The organism is Bradyrhizobium sp. 164 (assembly GCF_023073715.1).
GTDB lineage: Bacteria > Pseudomonadota > Alphaproteobacteria > Rhizobiales > Xanthobacteraceae > Bradyrhizobium.
Genome location: NZ_JADPKA010000076.1, coordinates 23556 through 44677, shown reverse-complemented (window position 1 = coordinate 44677; position 21122 = coordinate 23556). Strand labels below are relative to the sequence as shown.

The window sequence follows — 21122 nt, the reverse complement described above, 5'->3', positions numbered from 1 at the left end:
CGTAGGGTGGGTTAGCCGAAGGCGTAACCCACCCTACGTTTCCGCCACGCCTTCGACGAACATCAGCCGCCGCTCCAGCGCCGTCTGCCGCACTCTTAGCGCTTCGGCATATTCCGTTGAAGCGTACCATTCCTTCAGCCTCGCCATCGACGGAAATTCGACGATGACGATAGCCTTCGGTGGAAGATTACCTTCGGCCAGTTCAGCCTTGCCGCCGCGGACCAGATAACGCCCGCCGTATTGCGCAATCGTCTTCGCGGCCAGCGTACGATAGGCTTCAAATTCATCGGGATCGCGCATCTCGACTTCGGAAATCACATAGGCTGTCATGCCGGCCTCACGCAATGGTGTTGACGATGCCGCCTTCCGCCCGCAACGCCGCACCGTTGGTCGCGGATGCTTCCTTGGACGCGACATAGACCACCATGTTGGCGATCTCGTCGACGCTGGCGAAGCGTTGCAGCAGCGAACTCGGGCGATGCTGCCTGACAAAATTGGCGGCGGCCTCTTCCACCGACTGTCCGTTCTGCCCAGCGAGATCCTTAACGAAGGTCTCGACGCCCTCGGACATGGTCGGGCCGGGCAGCACGGAATTAACTGTGACGCCGGTGCCGCGAGTGAGCTGCGCGAGGCCCCGCGCGACCGAGAGCTGGGCCGTCTTACTCATGCCGTAGTGAATCATCTCGACGGGAATGTTGAGTCCGGACTCCGAGGAGATGAAGACGATGCGGCCCCAATTGCGCTTCAACATGCCTTTCATATACGCCCGCGACAGACGGACGCCGCTCATCACGTTGACTTCGAAGAAGCGACTCCAGTCCTCGTCGGGAATCTCGAAAAACTCCTTCGGCTCGAAGATGCCGGCATTGTTGATGAGGATGTCGATCTCGGGAAGCGCCGCCACGAGCGCCTCGCAGCCTGCCGCCGTTGAGACGTCGGCGGCGATGCCACGGATCTTGGCGCCGGTCTCTTCCAGCTTGCGGACGGCGGCATCGACCTTGTTCCGGCCGCGGCCGTTGATCACGACGCTGGCGCCCGAAGCGGCAAGGCCCTTGGCGATGGCGCGGCCGATGCCGGCAGTGGAGCCGGTCACCAGCGCGGTTTTTCCCGAAAGGTCGATGTTCATGCGTTATCTCCATTGAGGTTGGTGGAGATATGTGCCCCACGTGCCATCGCAATCACCGCTCACCGACGCGTGAGTACCAACGGCCACAACACGGGAATCTTAGGGCGCGCAAAGCGAAAGCGTGCCATCATTCAGAGTGCTCGCGAAGCTTTCTGCAGCGTTCGGTGCGAAACGCACGGTCGCCGAATTCTGCAGATCCGGGTCGGGCGTCTTCCAAACTTCGGAAGAGACATCCACATGCACAAGCCACGTTCCGCGGCTATCGTAGGGCTTGCTGCTGATCCTCCGATGGCTTTGATCGAGCTCCTTCGGATTCCCGCTGCTCCAAAAAAGCGAAGCTCCACCCTTCCGGCGCTCGAAGCACGGCACGGAAAAAAAGCGGCGCCCGAGGGCGCCGCTTTCAAATTTCGTACTGCCGAAAGGCTTACGCCGCCTCGGCTTCCTTTTCCTGCACCGGACCAGAATCCTGGCCCTTGGCATCGACGTCGCGATCGACGAACTCGATTACGGCCATCGGGGCGTTGTCGCCGTAGCGGAAGCCGGCCTTGATGATGCGGGTGTAGCCGCCCTGGCGGTCCTTGTAGCGGGTCGCGAGCGTATCGAAGAGCTTCTTGACCATGTCGAGGTCGCGCAGCTCCGCGATCGCCTGGCGGCGCAGCGACAGGCCGCCCTTCTTGCCGAGGGTGACGAGCTTCTCGACGATCGGGCGGAGCTCCTTGGCCTTGGGCAGCGTGGTGACGATCTGCTCGTGCTTGATCAGCGCAGCCGCCATGTTAGCGAACATCGCCTTGCGATGCTCGGCCGTGCGGTTGAGCTTCCGATGAACCTTGCCGTGACGCATGTGTTTATTCCTTACGTATGAACTGCCGCGACGGTTCGTCGGACAAGTTGCTCAGGTGGGCTTCCTGCGTTCGCCCATGAAAATCGTGGCCGGATGTCTCCGGCCACGACGGTGAAGTCGATCAGTAGTGATCCTCGAAGCGCTTGGCGAGCTCGTCGATGTTCTCCGGCGGCCAGCCCGGCACTTCCATGCCGAGGTGCAGCCCCATCTGGGCCAGCACTTCCTTGATCTCGTTCAGCGACTTGCGGCCGAAGTTCGGGGTGCGGAGCATTTCCGCTTCGCTCTTCTGCACGAGATCGCCGATGTAGACGATGTTGTCGTTCTTCAAGCAGTTGGCCGAACGCACCGAGAGCTCGAGCTCGTCCACCTTCTTGAGGAAAGCCGGGTTGAAGGCGAGGTCCGGGATGATCTCCTGGGCAACTTCCTTGCGCGGCTCTTCGAAATTGACGAACACGTTGAGCTGATCCTGGAGGATGCGCGCGGCGTAGGCCACGGAATCATCCGGCGAGATCGCACCGTTGGTCTCGATCGTCATGGTCAGCTTGTCGTAGTCGAGGATCTGACCCTCGCGGGTGTTCTCGACCTTGTAGGAGACCTTGCGGACCGGCGAGTACAGGCTGTCGACCGGGATCAGGCCGATCGGCGCGTCCTCGGGACGGTTGCGCTCGGCGGGCACGTAACCCTTGCCGGTCGAGACCGTGAACTCCATGCGGATCTCCGCACCCTCGTCGAGGGTGCAGATCTGGAGGTCCGGGTTGAGCACGGTGACGTCGCCGACGGTCTGGATATCGCCAGCGGTGACGACGCCCGGGCCCTGCTTCTTCACGACCATGCGCTTGGGGCCCTCGCCCTGCATCTTGATCGAGATGTCCTTGATGTTGAGCACGATGTCGGTGACGTCCTCACGGACGCCAGCGATCGAGGAGAACTCGTGCAGCACGCCGTCGATGTGCACCGACTGCACCGCCGCGCCCTGGAGCGAGGAGAGCAGGATGCGCCGCAGCGCGTTGCCGAGGGTCTGGCCGAAGCCGCGCTCGAGCGGCTCGGCGACGATGGTCGCGAAACGGTTCGAGTCGCTGCCAGGCGTAACCTGGAGCTTGTTCGGTCGAATCAGTTCTTGCCAATTTTTCTGGATCGTCACTGTTTCACCCATACAGGCCAGTCAATTTGAAAAACTCAAATACTGGCGTTGGAGAAAGGCCGCGGATGATTCCCGCGGCTTCGCAAAAAAAACATCGCGAGCGCCGACGCGCTCGCAATTTCGTATTAAACGCGCCGACGCTTCCGGGGACGGCAACCGTTGTGCGGGATCGTGGTCACGTCGCGGATCGAGGTGACGGTGAAGCCCGCGGCCTGGAGCGCGCGGAGCGCCGATTCGCGGCCCGAACCGGGACCGGCCACTTCGACTTCCAGCGTGCGCATACCGTGCTCCTGCGCCTTCTTGGACACGTCCTCGGCTGCAACCTGCGCGGCATACGGGGTCGACTTGCGCGAGCCCTTGAAGCCCATCGTGCCGGCGGAAGACCAGGCAATCGTGTTGCCCTGCGCATCCGTGATGGTGATGGTCGTGTTGTTGAACGACGAGTTCACATGCGCGACGCCGGAGGCGATGTTCTTGCGCTCACGACGGCGAACGCGGGTGGCTTCCTTGCCCATTGAGTCCCTTTCCTGACGATCTCAAACGCCGCCGTAATGCCAGCGGCTACACCTGTGGAACGAAAGGCGCGTGGCGAACGGGTCATCCCCCGTTCACCACACGCCGCGATTGGCTGCGAAAACTTACTTCTTCTTGCCGGCGATGGCCTTCGCCGGGCCCTTGCGCGTGCGCGCGTTGGTATGAGTGCGCTGACCGCGCACCGGCAGACCGCGACGATGACGCAGGCCGCGATAGCAGCCGAGGTCCATCAGACGCTTGATGTTGATACCGACCTCACGACGCAGATCGCCCTCGACGAGATAGTCGCGGTCGATCACTTCGCGGATCTGGAGCACTTCGGCGTCGCTGAGCTGATTGACGCGACGATCCGCGGGGATCTTCACCTTCTCCAGGATCTCACTGGCGATCTTCGGGCCGATGCCATGGATATACTGGAGCGCGATCAGCGCGCGCTTGTTGGTGGGAATGTTCACGCCGGCAATACGGGCCACGGCCTTCTCTCCTATCGCCGATCCTCGTCAGGATCGGGCTTTAAGTGCTTGTGTTCTCGGGCAGGTGTTCACAAACGCGAACACGACGCCCACCCCCGGTCTTCCTGGGGCCCGGCATCGTCTGAAACTATCCGACTTGGATGCGGGGCTTATTAGGGGATTCCGGGGGCGCTCGTCAACCGCTGCTAGCGTTTGGCTCGCTTTTTCGTGACCTTTTTTGCGGCCTTTTTGGCACCCTTCTTGACGGCCTTCTTGGCAGTCTTCCTGGTCGCCTTCTTTGCTGTCTTCCGGGTGGCCTTCCCGGCGCTCTTCAGGGCTTTCTTGGCGGCCTTTTTAGCGGAATTGGCCGCCTTTTTGGCCGTTTTTGCCGGCTTTTTGGCCGCTGTCTTCGCTGTCTTCGCCTTCTTGGCCGGCGCAGCCTTGGCCGCGCTGCGGGCATGCGTCTTGCCGTGGGTCTTGGGCTCGACCGCCCCGAGCGCCAGGAGCTGGCGGTGGATGGCACGGGTGACCTCGTCGATGGCCATCATGCCGTCGATGGTCGAGAGCTTCCGCCGCTCGGAATAGTAGTGAATCAGCGGTTCCGTCTGGCTGCGGTAGCTGGCGAGGCGCTTGGTCAGGACCTCCGGGGTGTCGTCGACCCGGACCTCCTCCCCGCGCTCGCGCATCTGGGCGACGCGGGTCTCGACGCGGTTCAGGAGTGCGCTCTCGTTGACACGCAGCTCGATCACGGCATCGAGCTTGAGATGCTTGCGCTTGAGCAGCTCGTCCAGCGCCTCGGCCTGCGGCACGGTGCGTGGGAAACCGTCGAGGATGAAACCGTTCTTGGCATCCGGCTGGTCGATGCGGTCGGAGATGATTCCGACCACGACCTCGTCGGGCACGAGGCCGCCACTCGCCATGATCTCCTTGGCCTTCAGCCCGACCGGCGTTCCTGCCGCAACGGCCGCGCGCAGCATCTCGCCGGTCGAGAGCTGGACGATGCCATAGCGCTGCACCAGCAGCTGCGCCTGGGTCCCCTTGCCCGACCCCGGCGGTCCCAGAAGTATAATTCTCATCGGCGTACGCCCCCCGGATTGGTGAGCGATACGTCGCGCACCTGTGTTTGAAGATCAAGGACAGTGCAAACCATAATCGGCGCTGCACCGCTACCCACATCATAGGGGAGCGGATGGGCTGTCGCCAAGAAGGGCTTTGAAATCAGTGATTGTGCTGCTGTGAGAACAGCTCTGCCGATATGACCGAATGGCTGCTGCTGCCGTGCAGGCGCCGCGTGTTGCTGGCGGAGCGAATCGGCGGCGCAATCGCGCCGCCTTCGGGGGACGCTGCGCTTAGCGGCGGCGGCCGCGCAGCTTCGACTTGCGGATCAGGCCTTCGTACTGATGCGCCAGCAGATAGCCCTGCACCTGCGCCACGGTGTCCATGGTGACGCTGACGACGATCAGCAGCGAGGTGCCGCCGAAGTAGAACGGCACCGAGGCGTAGGAGATCAGGATCTCCGGAATCAAGCAGACGATCGCCAGATAAATCGCGCCGAGCACGGTGATGCGTGACAGCACGTAGTCGATATATTCGGCGGTGCGCTCGCCGGGACGGATGCCCGGAATGAAGCCGCCGTGCTTCTTCAGATTGTCCGCGGTCTCGGTCGGGTTGAACACGATCGCGGTGTAGAAGAAGGCGAAGAAAACGATCAGCGCCAGATACATGATCAGGAACAGCGGACGGCCGTGGCCGAGCTGGGTGGTGATCCACTGGAACCATTCCGGTCCGCTGCCGGCGTTGAAGTTCGCCACCGTGGTCGGCAGCAGCAGCAGCGAGGACGCGAAGATCGGCGGGATCACGCCCGAGGTGTTGAGCTTGAGCGGCAGATGTGAGGACTGGCCCTCGAACATCTTGTTGCCGACCTGACGCTTCGGATACTGGATCAGCAGGCGGCGCTGCGCGCGCTCCATGAACACGATGAAGGCGATCACGGCGACCGCCATGATGATGACGACCAGGATCAGACCGGTCGACATCGCACCCTGACGGCCGAGCTCGAGCATATTGGCGAGCGCCGCGGGCAGCTCGGCGACGATGCCGGCGAGAATGATCAGCGAGATGCCGTTGCCGATGCCGCGCGAGGTGATCTGCTCGCCGAGCCACATCAGGAACATGGTGCCGCCGGTCAGTGTGATCGCCGTGGACAGGCGGAAGAATAGGCCAGGCTCGCTGACGACGTTGCCGGCGCCCTCGAGGCCCACCGCGATGCCGTAGGACTGGAACGCGGCCAGGATGACGGTGAGATAGCGGGTGTACTGGTTCAGCGTCTTGCGGCCGGCCTCGCCTTCCTTCTTCAGCGCCTCAAGCTGCGGTGAGACGGTGGTCAGGAGCTGGATGATGATCGAGGCCGAGATATACGGCATGATGTTCAGGGCGAAGATCGCCATGCGGTGGATGCCACCGCCGGCGAACATGTTGAACATGCCGAGGATGCCGCCCGCCTGGGACCGGAACACCTGCTCCCAGATGTTGGGATCGATGCCGGGCAGCGGGATGTAGGTGCCGAGCCGATAAACGAGCAGCGCACCCAGAGTGAACCAGATGCGCTTCTTCAGTTCGTCGGCCTTGGCGAACGCGCCGAAATTGAGATTGGCTGCCAGTTGTTCCGCTGCAGAGACCATCTTGGACTTTCTCCCGCCGCCTGTTGCGCCGTCATGCCCGCGGCCGGGCTACTCTAAAGCGCGATGAGATCAGGATGCCTCACCGTCGCGCTCTAGATTGTCGTTTTCAGCATGATCTTCTCGGAAAACCGCTTCACACTTTGCGTTAACGCGGTCCTTCGGGTCCCGATCATGCTTTAGCGGACGCCGGACATTATCTGGGGCTCGGCTCCGATAAGTCCATCGTCCCGCATGCGTAAAGGCCCGCGAGGCGCGGGCCAATGACGCAGTTGTTACGCCGCCTCGCCTTCTTCCTTGGCAGGGGCGAGGATCTTCACCGAACCGCCGGCCTTCTCGACCGCCGCGATCGCGGTCTTGGAGGCGCCATGCGCTTCGATGTTGAGCTTGGACTTGAGCTCGCCGCGGCCGAGCAGCCGCAGACCGCCCTTGGCGCGGCGCAGCACGCCGCCCTTCACCAGCGCCTCGACGTTCACGACGCTGCCGGCGTCGATCTTCTTGGCATCGACTGCCTCCTGGAGCCGGTCGAGATTGATCTCGGCGAACTCGACGCGGAAGATGTTGTTGAAGCCGCGCTTGGGCAGACGGCGATGCATGGGCATCTGGCCGCCTTCGAAACCCTTGATGCGCACGCCCGAACGCGCGGTCTGGCCCTTGCCGCCGCGGCCCGACTGCTTGCCCTTGCCCGAACCGATGCCGCGGCCGACGCGCATACGCTTCTTGCGCGAGCCGGCGTTGTCGGCGATATCGCTGAGCTTCATCGCCCTTCTCCTTGTGTCTTGCGCACGATCTTCACCGAAAACCGGGTGCCCGCTTTTCGGGATCCTGCGCCGCTTCTTACTTCTCGTCGACGATGCGGACGAGATGGTGAACCTTCTCGATCATGCCGCGAACGGCCGGGGTATCCGGCAGTTCGCTGGTGCGCCCGATCTTGTTGAGCTTGAGCCCGATCAGCGTCGAGCGCTGCGAGTGATGGCGGCGGATCGCGCTGCCGGTCTGCTCGAGCTTGATCGTCTTTGCGGCCTTGGCCATGGGAGTCTACTCCGAAAAGCTTCCGTTAGTCGGCAGTCGCCTCGGCGTCACCGCCGATACGACGGGACTGGAGGGTGGACACCTTGATGTTGCGGCGGGCAGCAACCGAGCGCGGCGAATCCTGATGCTTCAGCGCGTCGAAGGTGGCGCGAACCATGTTGTACGGGTTCGACGAGCCGATCGACTTCGCCACCACGTCCTGGACGCCGAGCGTCTCGAACACGGCGCGCATCGGGCCACCGGCGATGATGCCGGTGCCGGCCGGGGCGGCACGCAGGTAGACACGGCCCGCGCCATGACGGCCGGCGATGTCGTGATGGAGCGTGCGGCCCTCGCGCAGCGACACGCGAGTCAGGTTGCGCTTGGCGGATTCGGTCGCCTTGCGGATCGCCTCAGGCACTTCGCGCGCCTTGCCGTGACCGAAGCCGGCGCGGCCCTTCTGATCGCCGATCACGACCAGCGCTGCGAAACCGAAGCGCTTGCCGCCCTTGACGACCTTGGCCACGCGGTTGATGTGGACGAGCTTGTCGACGAACTCGCTGTCGCGCTCCTCGCGCTCCCTGCGTTCACGTCCGCCGCCGCGTTGATCGCGTCCACCACGTTGTTCGCGTTCAGCTGCCATGGTTTTTCCAATCCTTCAGAGGCTTGCGCCTCAATCCTCAAATTCTGTTAGAAGCTCAGCCCACTCTCACGCGCGGCGTCGGCAAGAGCCTTGACGCGCCCGTGATAGAGATAGCTGCCGCGATCGAACACGACTTCCTTGACGCCCTTCTCGGCAGCGCGCTCCGCCAGCAGCTTGCCGACCGCCTTCGCCGCATCGATGTCGGCGCCGGTCTTGCCGCCGTCCCGCATCGACTTCTCGAGCGAAGAGGCAGAGGCCAGCGTCTCGCCCTTCAGGTCGTCGATGACCTGGGCGTAGATGTGCTTGGACGAGCGGAACACCGACAGGCGCGGACGGCCACCACCGGAGCGGCGCAGCTTCAGCCGCACACTCCGCTTGCGCCGGGCATTCGTAACCTTGGCTTTCGACATGACGGCTCCGTTACTTCTTCTTGCCTTCCTTGCGGAAGATGAATTCGCCAACATACTTCACGCCTTTGCCCTTATAGGGCTCCGGCGGGCGATAGCCGCGGATCTCGGCTGCGACCTGGCCAACGCGCTGGACGTCGCTGCCGGTCACCGTGATCTCGGTCGGCTTCGGCACGGTGATCGTGATCCCTTCCGGGATCGGATAGATCACGTCGTGGCTGTAACCGAGCGCAAGCTGCAGGTTCTTGCCCTGCATCGCGGCGCGGTAGCCGACGCCGGTGATCTCGAGCTTCTTCTCGAAGCCCTTGGTGACGCCCTCGACGAGGTTCGCGACCTGAGCGCGAGCGGTGCCGTACAGCGCCCGCGCGCGATTGGTCTCGAACCGCGGCTTGACCTTGATCTCGCCGCTCTCGAGCTTCACCTCGACGTCGTCATGGACGACGAACTGAAGCTGGCCCTTCGGCCCCTTCATCTTGACGGTCTGCCCATCAACGGTCGCGGTAACGCCCGACGGAACCGCTACAGGCCTTTTGCCAACACGTGACATGGATCAAAAATCCTTCTCAGAACACCGTGAAGAGGACTTCGCCGCCCACATTCGCGTCGCGCGCGCTGTGGTCGGCCATAATCCCCTTCGGCGTCGACAACACCGAAATGCCGAGTCCGTTGTTGACCCGCGGCAGAGCCTTCACCGAGGCGTAGACACGACGCCCCGGCTTGGAGACCCGTTCGATCTCGCGGATGACGGGCTCGCCGTCGAAATACTTCAGCTCGATCTCGATCTCGCTGCGGCCCGAGGGATGCTCAAGCGTGGCGTAACCGCGGATGTAGCCCTCGGACTTCAGCACCTCGAGCACGTTCTCGCGCATCTTCGAGCCAGGCGTGGAGACCTTGGTCTTGGAGCGCATCTGCGCGTTGCGGATGCGGGTGATCAGATCGCTGATTGGATCGTGCGTAGACATCTAAACGACCCTCCTTACCAGCTCGACTTGACGAGGCCCGGGACCATGCCCTTGGAGCCAAGGTCGCGCAGCGCGATACGGGACAGCTTGTTCTTGCGGTAGTTCGAGCGGGGACGGCCCGACAGCTCGCAACGCAGACGGATGCGGGTCGCCGACGAGTTGCGCGGCATTTCCGCCAGCTTCAACGTCGCAGCGAAGCGCTCTTCCATCGGTAGCTTCTTGTCGGCGATGATCGCCTTCAACCGCTCGCGCTTGGCGGCGGCGTTCTTCACCATCCGCTTGCGCCGGTTGTTCTTCTCGACTGAACTCTTCTTTGCCATGCTTGGCTCCTGGGTATCCGCGTTTGAGAGGCTTTAGCTCAGCGTCTCACTGCCGGAACGGGAAATTGAAAGCGGTCAACAAGGCCCTCGCCTCTTCGTCGGTCTTGGCCGTGGTGCAGACGGTGATGTCCATACCGCGGGCTTCCGTGACCTTGTCGAAGTCGATCTCGGGGAAAATGATGTGCTCCTTGATGCCGAGCGAGTAGTTGCCGCGGCCGTCGAAGCTCTTCGGGTTCAGGCCGCGGAAGTCGCGGACGCGCGGCAGCGCGACCGTCACTAGGCGATCGATGAACTCGTACATGCGCGCCTTGCGCAGCGTGACCTTGCAGCCGATCGGCTGATTCTCACGCAGCTTGAAGGTCGCGATCGCGACGCGCGAATAGGTCACGATCGCCTTCTGGCCGGCGATCTGGGTCAGTTCGGCAGCGGCGGTCTCGGCCTTCTTGCGATCGTTGACGGAATCGCCAACGCCCATATTTAGCACGACCTTATCCAGACGCGGAACCTGCATGACGTTCTCGTAACCGAACTTCTCGGTCAGAGCCGTGCGGATCTTCGCATCATATTCCGCGCGCAGGCGCGGCGTGTAAGCGGCCTCAGCCATCGATCTCAGCTCCCGAGCTCTTGGCGATGCGGACCTTCTTGCCGTCCGCCAGAATCTTGAATCCGACGCGGGTCGGCTTTCCGTCCTTGCCGACATACGCGATGTTGGACAGTTGGATCGGCGCCTCTTTCGAGATGATGCCGCCCTCCTGGGCCTGCGTCTGCTTCTGGTGACGCTTGACCATGTTGATGCCGCGCACGAGCGCGGTCCCGGCGTCGGGGCGCACCTCGAACACCTCGCCGGTCCGGCCCTTGTCGCGACCGGTCAGCACGACGACCTTGTCGCCCTTGCGGATCTTCGCAGCCATCACAGCACCTCCGGCGCGAGCGAAATGATCTTCATGTGGTTCTTGGCGCGCAGCTCGCGCGGCACGGGCCCGAAGATGCGGGTCCCGACCGGCTCGGCCTGGTTGTTGATCAGGACGGCCGCGTTGCGGTCGAAGCGGATCACCGAACCGTCGGCGCGGCGGATGTCCTTGCGGACGCGCACCACGACGGCCTTCATCACGTCGCCCTTCTTCACCTTGCCACGCGGAATGGCTTCCTTGATCGAGACGACGATGATGTCGCCGATCGTGGCGTAGCGGCGCTTGGAGCCTCCGAGCACCTTGATACACATGACACGGCGTGCGCCAGAATTGTCGGCCACGTCGAGGTTGGTCTGCATCTGAATCATTGATGCACCTCGTCCTCTTCTCTTTGCGCCAGCCCAGCCGGCGCTCAACATTTCCCTGAAGTCGGTCGGCTAAAGCCAACAGATCAGGCGCTTTTCTTGTGCTCGCCCCGGATCACGACCCAGCGCTTCAACTTCGAAATCGGCTTCGATTCCTCGATCCACACCACGTCGCCCGGCTTGAACTGGTTGCTCTCGTCGTGCGCGTGATAGTTCTTCGAACGGCGGATCGTCTTCTTGTAGATCGGGTGCGTGAAGCGGCGGTCGACGCGCACCACGATGGTCTTGGCTTGCTTGTCGCTGACGACCACGCCCTGCAGAGTACGTTTCGGCATCTTCGTAAGCCTCTTACTTCTTCTTCGCGCGCGTCTGCGCGGCGACGGTCTTGATCCGGGCGATGTCGCGCCTAGCCTCGCGCAGGCGCGAGGTGTTCTCGAGCTGCCCAGTGGCGCGCTGGAAGCGCAGGTTAAAGCGCTCCTTCTTCAGGTTCAGGATGGCATCATCCTGCTGGTCGGGGCTCATCGCGCGGATGTCTTCGATCTTCATCTGGGCCATGGGCATTACTCCGCAATGCGCTCGACGAAGCGCGTCTTGATCGGCAGCTTGGCGGCCGCCAGGGTCAGCGCCTCGCGCGCGGTCTGGGTGTTGACGCCGTCGATCTCGAACAGCACCCGGCCCGGCTTGACGCGCGCGACCCACAGTTCCGGCGAACCCTTGCCGGAGCCCATGCGGACTTCGGCCGGCTTCTTCGACACCGGAACGTCGGGGAACACGCGGATCCAGACGCGGCCGGCGCGCTTCATGTGGCGGGTCAGCGCGCGGCGGGCGGCTTCGATCTGCCGCGCGGTGACGCGCTCAGGCTCGGTCGCCTTCAAGCCGTACTGGCCGAAGGCCAACGTCGCGCCCGAAGACGCAACGCCGTGGATGCGGCCCTTATGCGCCTTCCGGAACTTCGTTTTCTTAGGTTGCATCATGGCTTTAAGCCCTCAAATTCCTGTGCTGGCTCAGGCTGCAGCCGAATCGCGGCGCTGACGGCCACCACGATCACCACTGCCGCCCGTCTCGCCTTCGGCCATTCTCTTGTCCTGGGCCATCGGATCGTGCTCGAGGATCTCGCCCTTGAAGATCCAGACCTTGACGCCGCACGTGCCGAAGGTTGTGAACGCGGTCGCAACGCCGTAGTCGATGTCGGCGCGCAGCGTGTGCAGCGGCACGCGACCTTCGCGGTACCACTCCATGCGCGCGATTTCCGCACCGCCAAGGCGTCCCGAGCAGTTGATGCGGATGCCTTCCGCGCCGAGACGCATTGCCGATTGCACGGCGCGCTTCATGGCGCGGCGGAACGCCACGCGGCGCTCGAGCTGCTGCGCAATCGACTCGGCCACCAGCGTCGCGTCGAGCTCCGGCTTGCGGATCTCGACGATGTTGATGACGACGTCGGACGAGGTAATGTCCGCGACCTTCTTGCGCAGCTTGTCGATGTCGGCGCCCTTCTTGCCGATCACCACGCCCGGACGGGCCGAGTGGATGGTGACGCGACACTTCTTGTGCGGACGCTCGATCACGATGCGGGCGACGGCGGCCTGCTTGAGTTCCTTGTGCAGGATCTCGCGGATCTTGACGTCCTCGTGCAGCAGCTTGCCGTATTCCTGCTTGCCGGCGAACCAGCGAGAATCCCAGGTCCGGTTGATGCCGAGACGCAGACCGATCGGATTGATCTTTTGACCCATCGTGTTCTCCTGCGCCTTTAAGCGGCTGCTGCTTCGGCTTCGACCTGACGAACGATGATCGTCAGTTGCGAAAATGGTTTGTAGACACGGCCCGAGCGGCCACGGCCGCGGGCGGCGAAGCGCTTCATCACGAGGCCATTGCCGACGAAAGCCTGCGCCACGACGAGATCATCGACGTCGAGGTCGTGATTGTTCTCGGCATTGGCGATAGCCGATTCCAGGCACTTCTTCACATCGACCGCGATCCGCTTGCGCGAAAACTGCAGGTCAGCGAGCGCGGCAGACGCCTTCCGGCCGCGAATGAGCTGGGCGACCAGGTTGAGCTTCTGCGGGCTTACCCGCAGCATCCGGGCGACCGCCTTGGCCTCGTTGTCGGCGAGGCTCCGTTCGCGCTTAGGTTTGCTCATCGTTTAATCCTCAAGCCTTCTTGGCTTTCTTGTCGCCGGAGTGGCCATGGAAGGTCCGGGTCGGCGAGAACTCGCCGAACTTGTGACCGACCATTTCCTCGTTGACGGCCACCGGCACGTGCTTCTGACCGTTGTAGACGCCGAAGGTCAGGCCGACGAACTGCGGCAGGATCGTCGAGCGACGGCTCCAGATCTTGATGACGTCGTGACGGCCGGACGCGCGCGCGGCATCTGCCTTCTTGAGCAGAGAACCCTCGACGAACGGGCCTTTCCAGACTGAACGAACCATGTCCGGCGTTCCTTACTTCTTCCGCTTGTGGCGGCTTAGGAGGATGAATTTGTTGGTCGACTTGTTGGTGCGGGTCTTCTTGCCCTTGGTCGGCTTGCCCCACGGAGTGACCGGGTGGCGACCGCCCGAGGTACGACCTTCACCACCGCCGTGCGGATGGTCGATCGGGTTCATCGCGACACCGCGGTTGTGCGGCCGACGGCCCATCCAACGCTTGCGGCCGGCCTTGCCGATCGAGGTGTTCATGTGATCCGGGTTCGACACGGCGCCGATCGTGCCGCGGCAACGGCCGTGCACGAGGCGCTGCTCGCCCGAGTTCAGGCGGATGATGACGTAGTCTTGGTCGCGACCGACGAGCTGGGCGTAGGTGCCCGCGGAACGGGCGAGCTGGCCGCCCTTGCCGATCTTGACCTCGATGTTGTGGATGATCGTGCCGACCGGCATGTTGCCGAGAGGCATGACATTGCCCGGCTTCACGTCGACATAGTTGCCGGCGACGATGGTGTCGCCAACGGCCAGGCGTTGCGGCGCCAGGATGTAGGCCTGCTCGCCGTCCTGATACTTGATCAGGGCGATGAATCCGGTGCGGTTCGGATCGTATTCGAGCCGCTCGACCGTCGCGGGCACGTCGATCTTCTCGCGCTTGAAGTCGACGGTGCGCAGCGTCTGCTTGTGACCGCCGCCGCGGAAGCGCACGGTGATGCGGCCGGTGTTGTTGCGACCGCCCGAGGACTTCTTGCCCTCGGTCAGCGCCTTCAGCGGCTTGCCCTTGTAAAGGGCCGAACGATCGACCATGACCAGCTGGCGCTGGCCCGGCGTCGTGGGATTGAATGTCTTCAGTGCCATCGTCGTACGACCTTACAGACCGGTGGTGACGTCGATCCGGTGACCCTCTTCGAGGGTCACGATCGCGCGCTTGGTGTTCGACTGCGAGCCGAGATTGCCGCGGAAGACCTTGGTCTTGCCCTTGCGGACCAGCGTGTTGACGCTCTTGACCTTGACGTCGAACAGCTTCTCGATCGCTTCCTTGATCTGCGGCTTGGTCGCCTTCGCGGCCACCTTGAACAGCACCTTGTTGTGCTCCGAGGCGATCGTCGCCTTTTCGGTCACGACCGGCGACAGGATCACGTCGTAGTGGCGAGGCTCAATGTTCTTCGTCATTTGAAGCGCGCCTCCAGCGCATCGATGGCGGCCTTGGTCAGAACGAGCTTCTGACGGCGCAGGATGTCATAGACGTTGATGCCCTGGATCGGCAGCACGTCCATGTTCGGGATGTTACGCGCGGCCGCGGCAAATCCGTTGTTGAGCTCGGCACCATCGATGATCAGCGCGTTGGTGAGTCCCAGGCCCGAGAAGTGACCGAGCAGCGCCTTGGTCTTGGCGGCTTCCAGCGCGGCCTTCTCGATCACGACGAGATCGCCGTCCTTGGCCTTGGCCGAGAGCGCATGCTTCAACGCGAGCGCGCGGACCTTCTTCGGCAGGTCGGTGGCGTGCGAGCGCACCACCGGGCCGAAGGCACGGCCGCCGCCACGGAACTGCGGCACGCGGGCCGAGCCGTGACGAGCACCGCCGGTGCCCTTCTGCTTGTACATCTTCTTGCCGGTGCGCCAGATCTCGGCGCGGCCCTTGGCCTTGTGCGTGCCGGCCTGGCGCTTGTTGAGCTGCCACTGCACGCAGCGCGCGATGATGTCCTCGCGCGGCTCGAGGCCGAAAATGGCGTCGGAAAGCTGGACCGAGCCGGCTTCCTTACCTTCGAGGGTCGTGACCTTCAATTCCATCTCACGCCTCCTGCGCAGCCGGGGCGACTTCCGCTTCGCCAGCAACCTTGAACTTGCCGGGCTTCGGAGCTTCCTTCGGCAGCGGCTTCTTGACGGCGTCGCGCACGCGGATCCAGCCGCCCTTGGAGCCGGGAACGGCGCCTTCGACGAGGATCAGGCCGCGCTCGACATCGGTCTGGACGACACGAAGATTGAGCGTGGTGATGCGATCGACACCCATGTGGCCGGGCATCTTCTTGTTCTTCCAGGTCTTGCCGGGGTCCTGACGGCCACCGGTCGAACCGATCGAGCGGTGCGAGATCGACACACCGTGCGTGGCGCGCAGACCGCCGAAGTTCCAGCGCTTCATACCGCCGGCAAAACCCTTACCGACGGAGGTGCCGGTCACGTCGACGAACTGGCCGACGACGAAGTGATCGGCCTGGATCTCGGCGCCGACCGGGATCATGGCATCCGCGGTGACGCGGAATTCCTCGACCCGGCGCTTCGGCTCGACCTTGGCGACGGCGAACTGACCGCGCTCGGCCTTGGGCATGTAAACGGTCTTGCGGCTGCCAGAACCGAGCTGGAGCGCGACGTAACCGTTCTTCTCTTCGGTGCGGTGGCCTACGACCTGGCAATTGCCGAGCTTCAGCACGGTCACGGGGATATGTTCGCCGGCCTCCGTGAAGACCCGCGTCATCCCGACCTTTTGTGCGATCACTCCGGAGCGCATCGGCTTGCTTCCTGTTCTTTCTGTCCGCTTGACGCGAACGGGATCCAAAATCTTAGAGCTTGATCTCGACGTCGACACCGGCGGCAAGGTCGAGCTTCATCAAAGCATCGACGGTCTGCGGGGTCGGATCGACGATGTCGAGCAGGCGCTTGTGAGTGCGCATCTCGAACTGTTCGCGGCTCTTCTTGTCGACGTGGGGCGAACGGTTGACGGTGAACTTCTCGATGCGGGTGGGCAGCGGAATGGGTCCGCGGACCTGCGCGCCGGTGCGCTTCGCCGTGTTCACGATCTCACGGGTCGACGTATCGAGGATACGATGGTCGAACGCCTTGAGACGGATACGAATGTTTTGGCCGTTCATTGCCGTGCTTTCTTTGAGTAGAGTGGCGAGTAGCGAGTAGCGAAATAGAACTCCCTATTCGCCACTCACCATTCCCTATTCGCTTGTTTACTCGATGATCGAGGCGACGACGCCGGCACCGACGGTGCGGCCGCCTTCGCGGATCGCGAAGCGGAGCTTCTCTTCCATCGCGATCGGCACGATCAGGTGCACTTCCATCGCGATGTTGTCGCCCGGCATCACCATCTCGGTGCCTTCCGGCAGGTGCACGACACCGGTCACGTCGGTGGTGCGGAAGTAGAACTGCGGACGGTAGTTGGTGAAGAACGGGGTGTGGCGACCGCCCTCTTCCTTGGTGAGGATGTAGGCCTCTGCCTTGAACTTGGTGTGCGGCTTGACCGAACCGGGCTTGGCCAGAACCTGGCCGCGCTCGACGTCCTCGCGCTTGGTGCCGCGGAGCAGCGCGCCGATGTTGTCGCCGGCCTGGCCCTGATCGAGCAGCTTGCGGAACATTTCGACGCCGGTGACGGTGGTCTTCTGGGTCGCGCGCAGACCGACGATCTCGATTTCCTCGCCGACCTTGACGACGCCGCGCTCGACACGGCCGGTCACGACGGTGCCGCGGCCCGAGATCGAGAACACGTCTTCAACCGGCATCAGGAACGGCTGGTCGATCGGACGCTCCGGCTGCGGGATGTACTCGTCGACGTTGCGCATCAGCTCGAGGATGGCGTCGTGGCCGAGCTTCTTGTCGGAATCTTCGAGAGCGGCCAGTGCCGAACCCTTGATGATCGGAATCTTGTCGCCGGGGAATTCGTACTTCGAGAGCAGCTCACGGACTTCGAGTTCGACGAGCTCGAGCAGCTCCGGATCGTCAACCATGTCGCACTTGTTGAGGAACACGACGAGCGCGGGCACGCCGACCTGACGGGCGAGCAGGATGTGCTCGCGGGTCTGCGGCATCGGGCCGTCAGCGGCCGACACGACCAGGATCGCACCGTCCATCTGGGCGGCGCCGGTGATCATGTTCTTGACGTAGTCGGCGTGGCCGGGGCAGTCGACGTGGGCGTAGTGGCGGTTCTTCGTCTCATACTCGACGTGGGCGGTCGAGATGGTGATACCGCGCGCCTTCTCTTCCGGCGCCTTGTCGATCTGGTCGTACGCGGTGAACGTCGCGCCGCCGGTCTCGGCGAGGATCTTGGTGATCGCCGCGGTCAGCGACGTCTTGCCATGGTCGACGTGACCGATGGTGCCGATGTTGCAGTGCGGCTTGTTACGTTCAAACTTTGCTTTGGCCATTTGACTCTCCGTTCAATCGTCAGCTTGAGACCGACGACAATCAGGCAAACTTCTTCTGGACTTCTGCCGACACGTTGGCCGGCGCTTCTGCGTAGTGGTCGAACTGCATGGTGAAGGTCGCGCGACCCTGGCTCATCGAGCGCAGATTGTTCACGTAACCGAACATGTTCATGAGCGGCACCATCGCATTGATGACGTTGGCGTTGCCGCGCATGTCCTGACCCTGGATCTGACCGCGCCGGGAGTTCAGGTCGCCGATGACCGAGCCGGTGTAGTCTTCCGGGGTCACCACTTCGACCTTCATGATCGGCTCGAGCAGGACGGACTTGCCCATCTGGAGCGCTTCGCGGAAGCAGGCGCGCGAGGCGATTTCGAAGGCGAGCGCCGACGAGTCGACGTCGTGATACTTGCCGTCGACGAGCGTCACCTTGACGTCGACCACGGGGAAGCCAGCGACCACGCCGGACGACAGCACGCTCTCCAGGCCCTTCTCGACGCCGGGGATGTATTCCTTCGGCACCGCGCCGCCGACGACCTTCGATTCGAACTCGAAGCCCTTGCCGGGCTCGTTCGGCTCGACGATGAACGACACGGCCGCGAACTGGCCGGTACCGCCGGTCTGCTTCTTGTGGGTGTAGCTGTGCTCCACCCGCTTGGTGATGCGCTCACGGAACGCCACCTGCGGCGCACCGATGTTGGCGTCGACCTTGTAGGTGCGCTTGAGGATGTCGACCTTGATGTCGAGATGAAGTTCGCCCATGCCCTTGAGGATGGTTTGGCCGGACTCGTGGTCGGTCGACACGCGGAAGGACGGATCCTCCGCGGCGAGCTTGGCCAGCGCCACGCCCAGCTTCTCCTGGTCGGCCTTGGACTTCGGCTCGATCGCGATCTCGATGACCGGCTCGGGGAATTCCATCTTCTCCAGAATCACCTGCTTGTCGGGATCGCACAGCGTGTCGCCGGTGCGCGCTTCCTTCAGGCCGGCCAGCGCGACGATGTCGCCGGCATAGGCTTCCTTGATGTCCTCGCGGTTGTTCGCATGCATCAACAGCATGCGCCCGATGCGCTCCTTCTTCTCGCGGGTCGAGTTCACGACGCCGGTGCCGCTCTGTAGAACGCCGGAGTAGATGCGGCAGAAGGTGATGGTGCCGACGAACGGGTCGTCCATGATCTTGAACGCGAGCAGCGCCAACGGCTCCTTGTCGTCCGCCTTGCGCACGACTTCGTTGCCCTTGTCGTCGGTGCCCTTGATCGCGGGCACGTCGAGCGGCGACGGCAGATAGTCGACGACGGCGTCGAGCAGCGGCTGCACGCCCTTGTTCTTGAAGGCCGAGCCGCACAGCACGGGATAGAACGCGCCGGTCAGCACCGCCTTGCGGATCAGCCGCTTCAACGTCGCCTCGTCCGGCTCCTTGCCGTCGAGATAAGCGGCCATGGCGTCGTCGTCGAGCTCGACGGCGGCTTCCACCATCTTCTCGCGGTATTCCTTGGCCTGATCGACGAGCTCTTCCGGAATATCGACATAGTCGAACTTCGCGCCGAGCGATTCATCGTTCCAGACGACGCCCCTCATCTTCACGAGGTCGACGAGACCCTTGAAGTTGTTCTCGGCACCGATCGGAAGCTGAATCGCGACGGGCTTGGCGCCGAGGCGATCGACGATGTCAGCCAGGCACTTGAAGAAGTCCGCACCGATCTTGTCCATCTTGTTGGCGAAGACGATGCGCGGAACCTTGTACTTGTCGCCCTGGCGCCAGACCGTCTCGGTCTGGGGCTCGACGCCCTGGTTCGAGTCGAGCACGCAGACGGCGCCGTCGAGCACGCGCAAGCTGCGCTCAACTTCGATGGTGAAGTCGACGTGGCCGGGCGTGTCGATGATGTTCAGGCGCTTGCCGTTCCAGAACGCGGTGGTCGCAGCCGAGGTGATCGTGATGCCACGCTCCTGCTCCTGCTCCATCCAGTCCATCGTCGCGGCACCTTCGTGCACTTCGCCGATCTTGTGGCTCTTGCCGGTGTAATAGAGGATGCGCTCGGTCGTCGTCGTCTTGCCGGCGTCGATATGCGCCATGATACCGAAATTACGGTAGTCCTCGATGGCATGTTGGCGGGGCATGGGTGTTCCTTGCGAGTCCGTTGGTTTCGCCGTTACCAGCGATAGTGCGAGAAGGCGCGGTTGGCTTCCGCCATGCGGTGCACGTCTTCGCGCTTCTTGACGGCGTTCCCCCGGTTGTTCGATGCGTCCAAAAGCTCCGCCGAGAGCCGCTCGGTCATCGTCTTCTCGTTGCGCTCGCGCGCGGCCGCGATCAGCCAGCGAATGCCGAGAGCCTGCCGGCGGGTCGAGCGAACCTCGACCGGAACCTGGTAGGTCGCGCCGCCGACGCGGCGGGAACGCACTTCGATCGTCGGCATGACGTTCTCGAGCGCCTGCTCGAACACGCCGAGCGGGTTCTGCTTGGTCTTGGTTTCGATGATACCGAACGCACCGTAGACGATGCCCTCGGCGACCGACTTCTTGCCGGCATACATCACCGAGTTCATGAACTTCGTGACGATGATGTTCCCGAACTTCGGATCGGGAAGGACTTCACGCTTTTCAGCAGAATGGCGACGAGACATGGACGAGGTTCCCGCTTACTTCGGACGCTTGGCGCCGTACTTCGAACGACGCTGCTTACGGTTCTTGACGCCCTGGGTATCCAGAACGCCGCGGAGGATGTGGTAGCGCACGCCGGGCAAGTCCTTGACGCGGCCGCCGCGGATCATGACCACCGAGTGCTCCTGGAGGTTATGACCTTCGCCGGGGATGTAGCCGATCACCTCGAAGCCGTTGGTCAGGCGCACCTTGGCGACCTTACGAAGCGCCGAGTTCGGCTTCTTCGGGGTCGTGGTGTAGACGCGGGTGCAAACACCACGCTTTTGCGGCGACTGCTGCAGCGCCGGCACCTTCTTGCGCGACTTCTGCACTTCCCGCGGTTGAGCGATCAGCTGGTTGATCGTCGGCATCCTGGCCTTACCCTTTGTTCTGCCGCGGCCCCTTTCGGGTCCGCTGTCTTGCCGCGGCCCGTTGCCGGGACCGCAAATTCTTTCGAGCTACCGGCCCGACGGAGCCGCCTTGCGCAGATCAATCCGCACAAAGCGAAATTGCGCCAACCGCTCCATCACCGAGCGGAAAG

The 21122-nt window shown here is 63.1% G+C and carries 33 protein-coding genes; all 33 read right to left on the bottom strand.

Annotated features, from left to right (window positions below; all coding sequences use genetic code 11):
• Positions 1-33 precede the first annotated feature (33 nt).
• The 33 genes from IVB01_RS24170 to rpsL all read right to left on the bottom strand — a co-directional run bounded on the left by IVB01_RS24170 (position 34) and on the right by rpsL (position 20952).
• Entirely contained in the window at positions 34-330 is a 297-nt protein-coding gene (locus IVB01_RS24170; protein ID WP_247279376.1) for a DUF1330 domain-containing protein, read from the bottom strand.
• Positions 331-337: 7 nt separating this feature from the next.
• Positions 338-1126, bottom strand: a complete 789-nt coding sequence (locus IVB01_RS24165; protein WP_247279374.1) for an SDR family oxidoreductase — start codon at positions 1124-1126, stop codon at positions 338-340.
• Positions 1127-1550: 424 nt separating this feature from the next.
• Complete coding sequence (gene rplQ, locus IVB01_RS24160) at positions 1551-1967, bottom strand: 50S ribosomal protein L17 (RefSeq protein ID WP_247279373.1); 417 nt, start codon at positions 1965-1967, stop codon at positions 1551-1553.
• A 121-nt stretch (positions 1968-2088) separates the two neighbouring features.
• Positions 2089-3120 (bottom strand): DNA-directed RNA polymerase subunit alpha, encoded by a 1032-nt coding sequence (locus IVB01_RS24155; protein ID WP_247279372.1) that lies wholly within the window; start codon positions 3118-3120, stop codon positions 2089-2091.
• Between the two features lie 113 nt (positions 3121-3233).
• Complete coding sequence (gene rpsK, locus IVB01_RS24150; protein ID WP_007603045.1) at positions 3234-3623, bottom strand: 30S ribosomal protein S11; 390 nt, start codon at positions 3621-3623, stop codon at positions 3234-3236.
• Between the two features lie 123 nt (positions 3624-3746).
• A complete protein-coding gene (gene rpsM, locus IVB01_RS24145; RefSeq protein ID WP_247279371.1) occupies positions 3747-4115 on the bottom strand; it encodes a 30S ribosomal protein S13 in 369 nt (122 codons plus the stop codon).
• A 185-nt stretch (positions 4116-4300) separates the two neighbouring features.
• Positions 4301-5170: an adenylate kinase gene (locus IVB01_RS24140; RefSeq protein WP_247279370.1), complete on the bottom strand. Its 870-nt coding sequence runs from the start codon at positions 5168-5170 to the stop codon at positions 4301-4303.
• Between the two features lie 273 nt (positions 5171-5443).
• The gene (gene secY, locus IVB01_RS24135; RefSeq protein WP_247279369.1) at positions 5444-6775 is read right to left on the bottom strand and encodes a preprotein translocase subunit SecY; all 1332 of its coding nucleotides are present in this window, start codon (positions 6773-6775) and stop codon (positions 5444-5446) included.
• A gap of 272 nt (positions 6776-7047) precedes the next feature.
• Positions 7048-7533, bottom strand: a complete 486-nt coding sequence (gene rplO / locus IVB01_RS24130) for a 50S ribosomal protein L15 (RefSeq protein ID WP_247279368.1) — start codon at positions 7531-7533, stop codon at positions 7048-7050.
• 76 nt (positions 7534-7609) lie between these two features.
• Positions 7610-7804 (bottom strand): 50S ribosomal protein L30, encoded by a 195-nt coding sequence (gene rpmD, locus IVB01_RS24125; protein ID WP_011088137.1) that lies wholly within the window; start codon positions 7802-7804, stop codon positions 7610-7612.
• 25 nt (positions 7805-7829) lie between these two features.
• Positions 7830-8426 (bottom strand): 30S ribosomal protein S5, encoded by a 597-nt coding sequence (gene rpsE / locus IVB01_RS24120; RefSeq protein WP_247279367.1) that lies wholly within the window; start codon positions 8424-8426, stop codon positions 7830-7832.
• A gap of 47 nt (positions 8427-8473) precedes the next feature.
• Positions 8474-8836 carry a 50S ribosomal protein L18 gene (rplR, locus tag IVB01_RS24115; protein ID WP_007603036.1) on the bottom strand — a complete coding sequence of 121 codons (363 nt, stop codon included), beginning with the start codon at positions 8834-8836 and terminating at the stop codon, positions 8474-8476.
• 10 nt (positions 8837-8846) lie between these two features.
• Positions 8847-9380: a 50S ribosomal protein L6 gene (gene rplF / locus IVB01_RS24110; protein ID WP_247279366.1), complete on the bottom strand. Its 534-nt coding sequence runs from the start codon at positions 9378-9380 to the stop codon at positions 8847-8849.
• A gap of 16 nt (positions 9381-9396) precedes the next feature.
• Complete coding sequence (gene rpsH, locus IVB01_RS24105) at positions 9397-9795, bottom strand: 30S ribosomal protein S8 (RefSeq protein ID WP_008549240.1); 399 nt, start codon at positions 9793-9795, stop codon at positions 9397-9399.
• A 14-nt stretch (positions 9796-9809) separates the two neighbouring features.
• Complete coding sequence (rpsN, locus tag IVB01_RS24100; RefSeq protein ID WP_018647251.1) at positions 9810-10115, bottom strand: 30S ribosomal protein S14; 306 nt, start codon at positions 10113-10115, stop codon at positions 9810-9812.
• Positions 10116-10161: 46 nt separating this feature from the next.
• On the bottom strand, positions 10162-10719 hold the full coding sequence (rplE, locus tag IVB01_RS24095; RefSeq protein WP_247279365.1) for a 50S ribosomal protein L5: 558 nt from the start codon (positions 10717-10719) through the stop codon (positions 10162-10164).
• The gene (gene rplX, locus IVB01_RS24090; protein WP_011088142.1) at positions 10712-11026 is read right to left on the bottom strand and encodes a 50S ribosomal protein L24; all 315 of its coding nucleotides are present in this window, start codon (positions 11024-11026) and stop codon (positions 10712-10714) included. The genes rplE and rplX overlap by 8 nt, the downstream gene beginning before the upstream one ends.
• Complete coding sequence (rplN, locus tag IVB01_RS24085; protein WP_008549246.1) at positions 11026-11394, bottom strand: 50S ribosomal protein L14; 369 nt, start codon at positions 11392-11394, stop codon at positions 11026-11028. The genes rplX and rplN overlap by 1 nt, the downstream gene beginning before the upstream one ends.
• Positions 11395-11477: 83 nt before the next feature.
• The gene (rpsQ, locus tag IVB01_RS24080) at positions 11478-11726 is read right to left on the bottom strand and encodes a 30S ribosomal protein S17 (RefSeq protein WP_008549247.1); all 249 of its coding nucleotides are present in this window, start codon (positions 11724-11726) and stop codon (positions 11478-11480) included.
• Between the two features lie 13 nt (positions 11727-11739).
• The gene (gene rpmC, locus IVB01_RS24075) at positions 11740-11946 is read right to left on the bottom strand and encodes a 50S ribosomal protein L29 (RefSeq protein ID WP_011088144.1); all 207 of its coding nucleotides are present in this window, start codon (positions 11944-11946) and stop codon (positions 11740-11742) included.
• Positions 11947-11951: 5 nt separating this feature from the next.
• Positions 11952-12365 carry a 50S ribosomal protein L16 gene (gene rplP / locus IVB01_RS24070; RefSeq protein ID WP_018647247.1) on the bottom strand — a complete coding sequence of 138 codons (414 nt, stop codon included), beginning with the start codon at positions 12363-12365 and terminating at the stop codon, positions 11952-11954.
• 30 nt (positions 12366-12395) lie between these two features.
• A complete protein-coding gene (gene rpsC / locus IVB01_RS24065; protein WP_247279364.1) occupies positions 12396-13121 on the bottom strand; it encodes a 30S ribosomal protein S3 in 726 nt (241 codons plus the stop codon).
• Positions 13122-13138: 17 nt separating this feature from the next.
• On the bottom strand, positions 13139-13528 hold the full coding sequence (rplV, locus tag IVB01_RS24060) for a 50S ribosomal protein L22 (RefSeq protein WP_035729589.1): 390 nt from the start codon (positions 13526-13528) through the stop codon (positions 13139-13141).
• A gap of 10 nt (positions 13529-13538) precedes the next feature.
• A complete protein-coding gene (gene rpsS / locus IVB01_RS24055; protein ID WP_008136357.1) occupies positions 13539-13817 on the bottom strand; it encodes a 30S ribosomal protein S19 in 279 nt (92 codons plus the stop codon).
• 12 nt (positions 13818-13829) lie between these two features.
• Positions 13830-14663 carry a 50S ribosomal protein L2 gene (rplB, locus tag IVB01_RS24050; protein ID WP_194467932.1) on the bottom strand — a complete coding sequence of 278 codons (834 nt, stop codon included), beginning with the start codon at positions 14661-14663 and terminating at the stop codon, positions 13830-13832.
• A gap of 12 nt (positions 14664-14675) precedes the next feature.
• Positions 14676-14978, bottom strand: coding sequence for a 50S ribosomal protein L23 (locus IVB01_RS24045; RefSeq protein WP_247279363.1), 303 nt, complete (start codon positions 14976-14978; stop codon positions 14676-14678).
• On the bottom strand, positions 14975-15595 hold the full coding sequence (gene rplD / locus IVB01_RS24040; RefSeq protein WP_018647243.1) for a 50S ribosomal protein L4: 621 nt from the start codon (positions 15593-15595) through the stop codon (positions 14975-14977). Before rplD ends, IVB01_RS24045 begins: the two co-directional genes overlap by 4 nt.
• A gap of 1 nt (position 15596) precedes the next feature.
• Positions 15597-16310 (bottom strand): 50S ribosomal protein L3, encoded by a 714-nt coding sequence (gene rplC, locus IVB01_RS24035; protein ID WP_247279362.1) that lies wholly within the window; start codon positions 16308-16310, stop codon positions 15597-15599.
• A gap of 52 nt (positions 16311-16362) precedes the next feature.
• Positions 16363-16671 (bottom strand): 30S ribosomal protein S10, encoded by a 309-nt coding sequence (gene rpsJ / locus IVB01_RS24030; protein WP_002712302.1) that lies wholly within the window; start codon positions 16669-16671, stop codon positions 16363-16365.
• Between the two features lie 87 nt (positions 16672-16758).
• Positions 16759-17949: an elongation factor Tu gene (gene tuf / locus IVB01_RS24025; protein WP_211406468.1), complete on the bottom strand. Its 1191-nt coding sequence runs from the start codon at positions 17947-17949 to the stop codon at positions 16759-16761.
• A gap of 40 nt (positions 17950-17989) precedes the next feature.
• Positions 17990-20062: an elongation factor G gene (fusA, locus tag IVB01_RS24020; RefSeq protein WP_247279361.1), complete on the bottom strand. Its 2073-nt coding sequence runs from the start codon at positions 20060-20062 to the stop codon at positions 17990-17992.
• Between the two features lie 32 nt (positions 20063-20094).
• A complete protein-coding gene (rpsG, locus tag IVB01_RS24015) occupies positions 20095-20565 on the bottom strand; it encodes a 30S ribosomal protein S7 (protein WP_035709569.1) in 471 nt (156 codons plus the stop codon).
• 15 nt (positions 20566-20580) lie between these two features.
• Positions 20581-20952, bottom strand: a complete 372-nt coding sequence (rpsL, locus tag IVB01_RS24010) for a 30S ribosomal protein S12 (RefSeq protein ID WP_007603006.1) — start codon at positions 20950-20952, stop codon at positions 20581-20583.
• Positions 20953-21122: the final 170 nt, after the last annotated feature.

Coding starts and splice junctions, on each gene's coding strand:
- IVB01_RS24170 (WP_247279376.1), bottom strand. CDS start 330: ATGACAGCCTATGTGATTTCCGAAGTCGAGATGCGCGATCCCGATGAA.
- IVB01_RS24165 (WP_247279374.1), bottom strand. CDS start 1,126: ATGAACATCGACCTTTCGGGAAAAACCGCGCTGGTGACCGGCTCCACT.
- rplQ (WP_247279373.1), bottom strand. CDS start 1,967: ATGCGTCACGGCAAGGTTCATCGGAAGCTCAACCGCACGGCCGAGCAT.
- IVB01_RS24155 (WP_247279372.1), bottom strand. CDS start 3,120: ATGGGTGAAACAGTGACGATCCAGAAAAATTGGCAAGAACTGATTCGA.
- rpsK (WP_007603045.1), bottom strand. CDS start 3,623: ATGGGCAAGGAAGCCACCCGCGTTCGCCGTCGTGAGCGCAAGAACATC.
- IVB01_RS24140 (WP_247279370.1), bottom strand. CDS start 5,170: ATGAGAATTATACTTCTGGGACCGCCGGGGTCGGGCAAGGGGACCCAG.
- secY (WP_247279369.1), bottom strand. CDS start 6,775: ATGGTCTCTGCAGCGGAACAACTGGCAGCCAATCTCAATTTCGGCGCG.
- rplO (WP_247279368.1), bottom strand. CDS start 7,533: ATGAAGCTCAGCGATATCGCCGACAACGCCGGCTCGCGCAAGAAGCGT.
- rpmD (WP_011088137.1), bottom strand. CDS start 7,804: ATGGCCAAGGCCGCAAAGACGATCAAGCTCGAGCAGACCGGCAGCGCG.
- rpsE (WP_247279367.1), bottom strand. CDS start 8,426: ATGGCAGCTGAACGCGAACAACGTGGTGGACGCGATCAACGCGGCGGC.
- rplR (WP_007603036.1), bottom strand. CDS start 8,836: ATGTCGAAAGCCAAGGTTACGAATGCCCGGCGCAAGCGGAGTGTGCGG.
- rplF (WP_247279366.1), bottom strand. CDS start 9,380: ATGTCACGTGTTGGCAAAAGGCCTGTAGCGGTTCCGTCGGGCGTTACC.
- rpsH (WP_008549240.1), bottom strand. CDS start 9,795: ATGTCTACGCACGATCCAATCAGCGATCTGATCACCCGCATCCGCAAC.
- rpsN (WP_018647251.1), bottom strand. CDS start 10,115: ATGGCAAAGAAGAGTTCAGTCGAGAAGAACAACCGGCGCAAGCGGATG.
- rplE (WP_247279365.1), bottom strand. CDS start 10,719: ATGGCTGAGGCCGCTTACACGCCGCGCCTGCGCGCGGAATATGATGCG.
- rplX (WP_011088142.1), bottom strand. CDS start 11,026: ATGGCTGCGAAGATCCGCAAGGGCGACAAGGTCGTCGTGCTGACCGGT.
- rplN (WP_008549246.1), bottom strand. CDS start 11,394: ATGATTCAGATGCAGACCAACCTCGACGTGGCCGACAATTCTGGCGCA.
- rpsQ (WP_008549247.1), bottom strand. CDS start 11,726: ATGCCGAAACGTACTCTGCAGGGCGTGGTCGTCAGCGACAAGCAAGCC.
- rpmC (WP_011088144.1), bottom strand. CDS start 11,946: ATGGCCCAGATGAAGATCGAAGACATCCGCGCGATGAGCCCCGACCAG.
- rplP (WP_018647247.1), bottom strand. CDS start 12,365: ATGATGCAACCTAAGAAAACGAAGTTCCGGAAGGCGCATAAGGGCCGC.
- rpsC (WP_247279364.1), bottom strand. CDS start 13,121: ATGGGTCAAAAGATCAATCCGATCGGTCTGCGTCTCGGCATCAACCGG.
- rplV (WP_035729589.1), bottom strand. CDS start 13,528: ATGAGCAAACCTAAGCGCGAACGGAGCCTCGCCGACAACGAGGCCAAG.
- rpsS (WP_008136357.1), bottom strand. CDS start 13,817: ATGGTTCGTTCAGTCTGGAAAGGCCCGTTCGTCGAGGGTTCTCTGCTC.
- rplB (WP_194467932.1), bottom strand. CDS start 14,663: ATGGCACTGAAGACATTCAATCCCACGACGCCGGGCCAGCGCCAGCTG.
- IVB01_RS24045 (WP_247279363.1), bottom strand. CDS start 14,978: ATGACGAAGAACATTGAGCCTCGCCACTACGACGTGATCCTGTCGCCG.
- rplD (WP_018647243.1), bottom strand. CDS start 15,595: ATGGAATTGAAGGTCACGACCCTCGAAGGTAAGGAAGCCGGCTCGGTC.
- rplC (WP_247279362.1), bottom strand. CDS start 16,310: ATGCGCTCCGGAGTGATCGCACAAAAGGTCGGGATGACGCGGGTCTTC.
- rpsJ (WP_002712302.1), bottom strand. CDS start 16,671: ATGAACGGCCAAAACATTCGTATCCGTCTCAAGGCGTTCGACCATCGT.
- tuf (WP_211406468.1), bottom strand. CDS start 17,949: ATGGCCAAAGCAAAGTTTGAACGTAACAAGCCGCACTGCAACATCGGC.
- fusA (WP_247279361.1), bottom strand. CDS start 20,062: ATGCCCCGCCAACATGCCATCGAGGACTACCGTAATTTCGGTATCATG.
- rpsG (WP_035709569.1), bottom strand. CDS start 20,565: ATGTCTCGTCGCCATTCTGCTGAAAAGCGTGAAGTCCTTCCCGATCCG.
- rpsL (WP_007603006.1), bottom strand. CDS start 20,952: ATGCCGACGATCAACCAGCTGATCGCTCAACCGCGGGAAGTGCAGAAG.